Source organism: Pantoea sp. CTOTU49201 (genome assembly GCF_032054795.1).
Classification (GTDB): Bacteria; Pseudomonadota; Gammaproteobacteria; order Enterobacterales; family Enterobacteriaceae; genus Pantoea; species Pantoea symbiotica.
This window is the reverse complement of the sequence record NZ_DAMBSA010000248.1, coordinates 1-7,129: the sequence shown is the minus strand read 5'-3', so window position 1 is coordinate 7,129 and position 7,129 is coordinate 1. Positions and strand designations below refer to the sequence as shown.

The 7,129-nt window shown below is 54.7% G+C and carries 7 protein-coding genes; 5 read left to right on the top strand and 2 right to left on the bottom strand.

What is annotated here, in order from left to right; all coding sequences use genetic code 11:
• Both lpcA and RTY00_RS16410 read left to right on the top strand, forming a co-directional pair.
• A partial coding sequence (lpcA, locus tag RTY00_RS16415) for a D-sedoheptulose 7-phosphate isomerase (RefSeq protein ID WP_312665147.1) occupies positions 1-549 on the top strand: 549 nt, incomplete at its 5' end.
• A gap of 48 nt (positions 550-597) precedes the next feature.
• The gene (locus tag RTY00_RS16410) at positions 598-1,365 is read left to right on the top strand and encodes a class II glutamine amidotransferase (protein WP_008108933.1); all 768 of its coding nucleotides are present in this window, start codon (positions 598-600) and stop codon (positions 1,363-1,365) included.
• On the opposite strand, the gene dpaA is transcribed toward RTY00_RS16410, so the two are convergent.
• Entirely contained in the window at positions 1,336-2,079 is a 744-nt protein-coding gene (gene dpaA / locus RTY00_RS16405; protein WP_154153769.1) for a peptidoglycan meso-diaminopimelic acid protein amidase, read from the bottom strand. The genes RTY00_RS16410 and dpaA overlap by 30 nt on opposite strands.
• A 244-nt stretch (positions 2,080-2,323) precedes the next feature.
• Here dpaA and dinB point away from each other — a divergent pair, with 244 nt between their 5' ends.
• Positions 2,324-3,379, top strand: a complete 1,056-nt coding sequence (gene dinB / locus RTY00_RS16400) for a DNA polymerase IV (protein ID WP_312665146.1) — start codon at positions 2,324-2,326, stop codon at positions 3,377-3,379.
• A 47-nt stretch (positions 3,380-3,426) separates the two neighbouring features.
• Here dinB and pepD read toward each other — a convergent pair whose 3' ends face one another.
• Positions 3,427-4,887 carry a beta-Ala-His dipeptidase gene (gene pepD / locus RTY00_RS16395; RefSeq protein ID WP_312665148.1) on the bottom strand — a complete coding sequence of 487 codons (1,461 nt, stop codon included), beginning with the start codon at positions 4,885-4,887 and terminating at the stop codon, positions 3,427-3,429.
• A 255-nt stretch (positions 4,888-5,142) separates the two neighbouring features.
• Between pepD and gpt the strand changes: the two genes are divergently transcribed.
• Together gpt and frsA are read left to right on the top strand one after the other, a co-directional pair.
• A complete protein-coding gene (gene gpt / locus RTY00_RS16390) occupies positions 5,143-5,604 on the top strand; it encodes a xanthine phosphoribosyltransferase (protein ID WP_008108942.1) in 462 nt (153 codons plus the stop codon).
• Between the two features lie 121 nt (positions 5,605-5,725).
• Positions 5,726-6,973 carry an esterase FrsA gene (frsA, locus tag RTY00_RS16385; RefSeq protein WP_312665145.1) on the top strand — a complete coding sequence of 416 codons (1,248 nt, stop codon included), beginning with the start codon at positions 5,726-5,728 and terminating at the stop codon, positions 6,971-6,973.
• The last annotated feature ends 156 nt before the right edge of the window (positions 6,974-7,129 follow it).

The following is a 7,129-nucleotide window of genomic DNA, read 5'->3' as shown; positions in this document are numbered from 1 at the left end:
GAAGCAGCCGATACGCTTAACAACTTCCTGAGTGACGAAGCCAACATTCACGCGATTCAGCGCGCCGCAGTGTTGCTGGCCGACAGCTTTAAAGCGGGCGGCAAGGTGCTCTCCTGCGGTAACGGCGGCTCGCACTGCGATGCTATGCATTTTGCTGAAGAGCTGACTGGACGCTATCGTGAAAACCGTCCTGGCTACCCGGCGATTGCCATTTCTGATGTCAGCCATCTTTCCTGCGTCAGCAACGATTTTGGCTACGACTATGTGTTCTCGCGCTATATCGAAGCGGTAGGTCGCGAAGGCGATGTGCTGCTGGGCCTCTCAACCTCCGGTAACTCTGCCAACATCATCAAAGCGGTGGAAGCTGCGCGCGCAAAAGGCATGAAAGTGATTACTTTGACCGGTAAAGATGGCGGCAAGATGGCAGGTTCAGCGGATATTGAAATTCGCGTGCCGCACTTTGGCTATGCCGACCGCATTCAGGAGATCCACATCAAAGTGATCCATATTCTGATGCTGTTGATTGAAAAAGAGATGGTTAAGTCATGATGCGTTCCTCTCGCCGCGCGCGAGAGGATCTAACTTAAGGCGGTTGCTATGTGCGAATTGCTCGGGATGAGCGCCAATGTCCCCACGGACATCTGTTTCAGTTTTACCGGTCTGGTGCAGCGTGGCGGTGGAACCGGGCCGCACAAAGATGGTTGGGGCATCACGTTCTACGAAGGAAAAGGGTGCCGCACCTTCAAAGATCCGCAGCCGAGCTTTAACTCGCCGATTGCCCGTTTGGTGCAGGAATACCCGATCAAATCGCATTCCGTGGTGGCGCATATCCGCCAGGCGAATCGCGGTGAAGTGTCGCTGGAAAATACCCATCCGTTCACGCGTGAACTGTGGGGCCGCAACTGGACCTACGCACACAATGGTCAGCTCAAAGGCTATCGTCAGCTGGATACCGGGCCATTCCGTCCGATTGGTGAAACCGACAGCGAGAAAGCGTTCTGCTGGATGCTGCACAAACTGACCGAGCGCTATCCGCGCACGCCGGGCAACTGGCCAGCGGTGTTCCGCTACATTGCCGAACTGGCAGCAGAAATGCGTGAGAAGGGCGTGTTCAACATGCTGTTATCGGATGGGCGCTACCTGATGGCGTTTTGTTCGACCAATCTCTACTGGATTACGCGCCGTGCGCCGTTTGGCAAAGCCACGTTGCTCGATCAGGATGTGGAAATTGATTTTCAGCAGCAAACGACGCCGCAAGATGTGGTGACAGTGATTGCCACGCAACCGCTGACAGGCAATGAAACCTGGCACCGGATAGTGCCAGGCGAGTGGGCATTATTTTGCCTGGGTGAGCGCCAGGAATGATTTCGAGGCAGCATCCGGTGTAGAGATCACCGGCGTGCTGTTCACCGCATATTGGCCGGTGGCCGTCACATTCACGGTTGGCGGCACGCGGTACTTGGCAAAGTACGCATAGCCCGGCTGCAGTTCACGCCAGAAGTTTATGTACGTCGAGTATTTATGACGTTGCATATTGCTGTCGGTCATGCGGAACGGATAGATGTTGACCTGAATTTCCTGCTGACCATTGCGCAGCGCCGCGTTGGTGTAGGTGAAAATCTCATCCATTGACGCATTGGTCATCGCGTAGCAACCTATCGATACGCAATCACCGTGAATCATTAAATAGTTGCCGTCATAACCTTTAGCGCGATCGTATTGATTCGGGAAACCGGTGTTAATAGCGCGATAGAAACGGCTATCCGGTTTCAACTGATTCAGCTTGACGTTATAAAAGCCTTCCGGACTTTTGAAATCGCCCTGACGACGTTTAGGTCCTAAACCGCCAGAGAAATTACAGATGCGATAGCTGTCCAGCAGACGATATTCATTACCGATTTTGCCGTACAGTTCCAGCGTACGCTCTTCCTTGAAAATCTGAATAAAAACGGGGGTGCCAATTAGTTGTTTCTTTAACTCTTTGCTCACCGGAGCCAGCGGTTGCGTAGGCTCGGGGTTAATTGCCCAGCTAAGGACTGGCATAAGAATCATCGCAAGCGTTAATGCGATTCTGCCCATTCTGTAGATACCTTGAATTGAAGAGAGACGATGACGCTGAGCGTCCGGGTATTGCATTATCGGAAATATCCGCTATCGCAGCGCAACATTAACATTGTCTGGCTTTTAATCAAGCCAGTGTCCGAGAAAATGGCGCGTTCCTAAAAGGAATACGACCACTAATTTGTAAACTTTAATCTCTCTCTCAACAATTATTGCCGATATTTTTCGCTGCTGTATACTTATCCAGTATTCAGGAGGGCGTATGCGCAAAATTATTCATGTCGATATGGACTGCTTTTACGCAGCGGTTGAGATGCGTGACGATCCCTCTTTACGTGATATTCCAATCGCCATTGGCGGCAGTCGCGTGCAGCGTGGCGTGATCAGCACCGCCAACTATCCGGCGCGTAAATATGGCGTGCGCAGCGCGATGCCAACCGGCATGGCGCTCAAGCTTTGCCCGCATCTGCGGCTACTGCCTGGCCGCTTTGATGCCTATAAAGAAGCCTCCCGCCAAATCCGCGACATCTTCTCGCGTTACACCTCGCTGATTGAACCGCTATCGCTGGATGAAGCCTATCTGGATGTTACCGATAGCCTGCATTGCCACGGTTCGGCCACGCTGATGGCGCAGGCAATTCGCGCCGATATCCTGCGTGAAACCGGGTTAACCGCTTCAGCCGGGATCGCGCCGATCAAGTTCCTCGCCAAGATCGCCTCCGATCTCAACAAACCCAACGGGCAATATGTGATTACGCCTGACGCGATGTCCGATTTTTTACTGACGCTGCCGCTGAGCAAAATTCCTGGCGTCGGTAAAGTGGCGACCAAAAAGCTGGAAGAGATGGGATTGCTTACCTGCGCCGATGTGCAACGTGCCGATTTGGCGCTGCTGCTTAAACGCTTTGGCAAGTTTGGCCGTATTTTATGGGAGCGCAGTAACGGTGTTGATGAGCGCAATGTGGTGGTTGAGCGCGAACGAAAATCGCTCGGCGTTGAACGCACACTGATGGAAGACATTCACAGCTGGGAGCAGTGTCTGGAGATTATTGATTTTCTCTATGCGGAGCTGGATCGCCGCTTAACCGCCATCAAGCCGGATAAACAGATCGCTCGGCAAGGTGTGAAACTCAAGTTCAATGATTTCCAGCAAACCACGCAGGAGCATGTCTGGTCGGTGCTGAATAAAGACGACATGATCGCGGTGGCGCGTCAGGCGTGGGATGAGCGCAGAGCAGGGCGCGGCGTGCGACTGGTGGGATTGCATGTCACGATGGTGGATCCGCAGTTGGAGCGGCAGTTGGTGCTCGGACTGTAGGCATAAAAAAACCCGACCGAAGCCGGGTTTATCGCGAAAGCGCAATCTTACGCTTTTTCTGGCACCACGCTGAGCAGCGCGGTCAGCAGTTTCCAGTACAGACCCACGCTCTCAATGTGAACCTGTTCATCCGGCGAATGCGGGCCGGTGATGGTTGGGCCAATCGAAACCATATCCATGTTCGGATACGGCTTCTTGAACAGACCACACTCCAGACCGGCGTGAATCACCTGAATGTTCGGCGTTTTGCCAAACAGCGCTTCGTAGGTTTTACGCGTCAGCGCCATAACCGGTGAATCGGCATCAGGCTGCCAGCCCGGATAACCGCCTTTTGGTGCGCTTTTCGCTCCGGCCAGATCGGCCAGCGAGGTCAGCACTTCAACCACCCAATCTTTACCGGTATCGATCAGTGAACGAATCAGGCAGATGATTTCGGCATTGTTCTGATCCATGGTTACCACGCCGACGTTAAGCGAGGTTTCCACCACGCCTTTCGCCACATCGGAGTTACGGATCACGCCGTTTGGTGTGGCGTTAAGCAGGTTGAGGAAACGATCGCGGCTGTCAGCGTTCAGCGCCTGGCCTTGATGCGCCAGCGACTCAGCGACAACGGCGATGTTCTTCTCTTTCACGCCCAGTTCGTTCAGCAGCGTTGCCTGGAAATGGGCCGCAGCCGATTTCAATTCGTCAACTTTATGGCTGTCGATCGCCAGCGTAGCAAAAGCTTCACGCGGGATAGCGTTACGCAGCGTACCGCCGGTAAATTCGATCAAACGCACATCGAGTTCACGCGCGTGCAGCGCGAGGAAGCGTGCCAGCAGTTTGTTGGCGTTGCCAAGACCATGATGAATATCAGCACCGGAGTGACCGCCTTTCAGGCCTTTCAGCGTCAGCTTCAGGGTTTCATAGCCCGCAGGAATCGCTTCACGCGTCAGCGGCAAGGTGGTGATGAAGTCGATACCACCGGCGCAACCCATGTAGATCTCACCTTCCTCTTCCGAATCGGTGTTGATCAGAATGTCGGCCTGCAGCCAGTTCGGCTGTAAACCAAAGGCGCCGTCCATCCCCGATTCTTCGGTCATGGTCAGCAGCACTTCAACCGGACCGTGGATCAGGCTGTTGTCAGCCAGCACCGCCAGCGCAGACGCCATACCAATGCCGTTATCCGCGCCCAGCGTGGTGCCGCGTGCTTTCACCCATTCGCCATCAACGTACGGCTGAATCGGATCTTTGGTGAAGTCGTGCACCGTGTCATTGTTCTTCTGCGGCACCATATCAAGGTGCGCCTGCAGCGCCACCGGCGTGCGATTTTCCATACCGGCGGTAGCGGGTTTACGAATCAGGATGTTGCCAACCTGATCGCGCTCAACCCAAAAACCTTGCTCTTTTGCCCAGCCGACAACGTATTCGGCCAGTGCTTCTTCGTGGTAAGAAGGGTGCGGAATGGAACAGATTTTGGCAAAAATATCCCACAGCGGTTGGGGTGAAAGTTGCGACAATTCAGACACCATGCATCTCCTGTGTCAGCGTGGCGGACAGACCGCACGCACGCGGGTTTCCAGTAAAAATCGTCGTCAGAACATCTGACGTGATGGGCCTGAGAATATCACTGTTTCTCGCCGGGTGCGTAATCAGGCGCGCTAAAAACCTGCAACCAGTAAGACAGATGCTGGTTTTTAAGGCGTCAGATCCTTATAATCTCGCGCAACCTTTTCCCCCTTGCATATTTTTTAAGCCAAGTTTCTTGGCCGGGATTCCTTTATATGAGCGAAAAATACGTCGTAACCTGGGACATGTTGCAAATCCATGCCCGTAAACTGGCCCAGCGCCTGCTTCCTGTGGAACAGTGGAAAGGTATCATCGCGGTAAGCCGTGGTGGTCTGGTTCCGGCATCGCTGCTGGCGCGTGAACTCGGTATTCGCTATGTCGATACCGTGTGCATCTCCAGCTACGATCACGATCATCAGCGCGAAATGAAAGTGCTGAAGCGTGCCGAAGGCGACGGTGAAGGCTTCATCGTCATTGACGACCTGGTGGATACCGGCGGCACCGCGCAGGCGATTCGCGATATGTATCCAAAAGCGCGTTTCTGCACCATCTTCGCCAAGCCAGCTGGCCGCGCGCTGGTGGACGACTACATTGTCGATATCCCGCAGAACACCTGGATCGAGCAGCCTTGGGACATGGGCGTGGTCTACATCCCGCCAATCGTTAAAGGCGCCTGATTGATGCATCGCAAACAACGCCCGGTTATGCCGGGCGTTGTGCTTTCTGCGCCTCGCGCGCGTATCACGGGTGCAGTACACTCTTAGCCATCGCCACGTTGTTGGCAGGAGAATAGCTGAGATGTCTGATAAAAACCTGAGCGAAGAACTGTTCAAACCGCGTTTTAAACACCCGGAAACCTCCTCATTAGTGCACCGCCAGCATCACGCCGCCGTGCAGGTGCATAACGCCCTCGAAGGCGATACGCAGCGCGGCTGGTATCGCATGCTGAACAAGTTGCTGTGGACGTGGCGCGGGTTGTCGCCGCAAGAGATCAGTGAAGTGCTGGCGCGTATTGCGGTGAGCGAGTTTGAGCGCACCAATGAAGCCCTGCTCGATACGGTGATTGGTTATCGCGGTGGTAACTGGAATTACGAGTGGTCGAAGCAGGCGGCCATCTGGCAGCAGCGCGCGTTAGAAAGCGAGAATCATGACGACGCAGGCCAGCATTGGCTGCATGCCGCCAATCTATTCAGCCTCGCGGCTTATCCTTACATTAAAGGCGATGAGCAGGCCGATCAGGCACAGGTGCTGGCCAATCGCGCCTACGAAGAAGCCACGCAGCGTCTGCCGGGCGAGCTGAAATCCCTGACCTTCCCAATGAGCGGCGGCAGTCCGGTAACGGGCTTCCTGCACATGCCTGCGCAGGCCGAAGCGCCATATCCCACGGTGCTGCTGTGCGGCGGCCTTGATTCGCTGCAGAGCGATCATTATCGCCTGTTCCATGACTATCTCGCGCCGCGCGGCATCGCCATGCTGACGCTGGATATGCCGTCGGTAGGCTTCAGCAGCAAATGGATGCTCAATCAAGACACCAGCCAGGTGCATCAGCAGGTGCTGCGTGAACTGAGCAATGTGCCGTGGATCGATCACACCCGCGTGGCGCTGCTGGGCTACCGCTTCGGTGCCAACGTGGCGACGCGTCTGGCCTATCTGGAAGTGCCGCGAGTCCGCGCGGTGGCGACGCTGGGTGCGATGGTGCACAGCGTGTTTGTCGATGCGCAGCAACAGCAGCAGTTGCCGGATATGTACATGGATATGCTGGCGAGCCGCCTGGGTATGTCTTCCACTTCCGACAGCAATCTGCGCATTGAGCTCAATCGCTACTCCCTGAAGGTGCAAGGCTTGCTCGGGCGCCGCACGCCAACGCCGATGCTGGCGGCTTATTGGCCGGATGATATTTTCGGTCCGGAAGCGGACGCGCAATTGATCGCTAACTCCTCCTCGCAGGGCAAGACGCTGGCGATTCCTGCCAAGCCGGTTTTTGCCAGTTTTGATAAAGCGCTGAATCAAATTTGTGACTGGCTGGAAAAACAGTTGAAAAGCTAACTGGCGAAATCCCTGAACTCTGCTACTACTTATATCCGGGATTTTCCATTTTTAGGTTTAATGGAAAGCTGGAAGTGCAATTTAAAGGGTTAAGGGAAAATAGATGACATTACCGAGTGGTCACCCCCGTAGTCGCCTGCTTAAGCGCTTCACCGA

Excerpts from the sequence above, each read along its gene's own strand:
- gpt (WP_008108942.1), top strand. The coding sequence starts at position 5,143 with ATGAGCGAAAAATACGTCGTAACCTGGGACATGTTGCAAATCCATGCC.
- RTY00_RS16410 (WP_008108933.1), top strand. The coding sequence starts at position 598 with ATGTGCGAATTGCTCGGGATGAGCGCCAATGTCCCCACGGACATCTGT.
- dpaA (WP_154153769.1), bottom strand. The coding sequence starts at position 2,079 with ATGGGCAGAATCGCATTAACGCTTGCGATGATTCTTATGCCAGTCCTT.
- dinB (WP_312665146.1), top strand. The coding sequence starts at position 2,324 with ATGCGCAAAATTATTCATGTCGATATGGACTGCTTTTACGCAGCGGTT.
- frsA (WP_312665145.1), top strand. The coding sequence starts at position 5,726 with ATGTCTGATAAAAACCTGAGCGAAGAACTGTTCAAACCGCGTTTTAAA.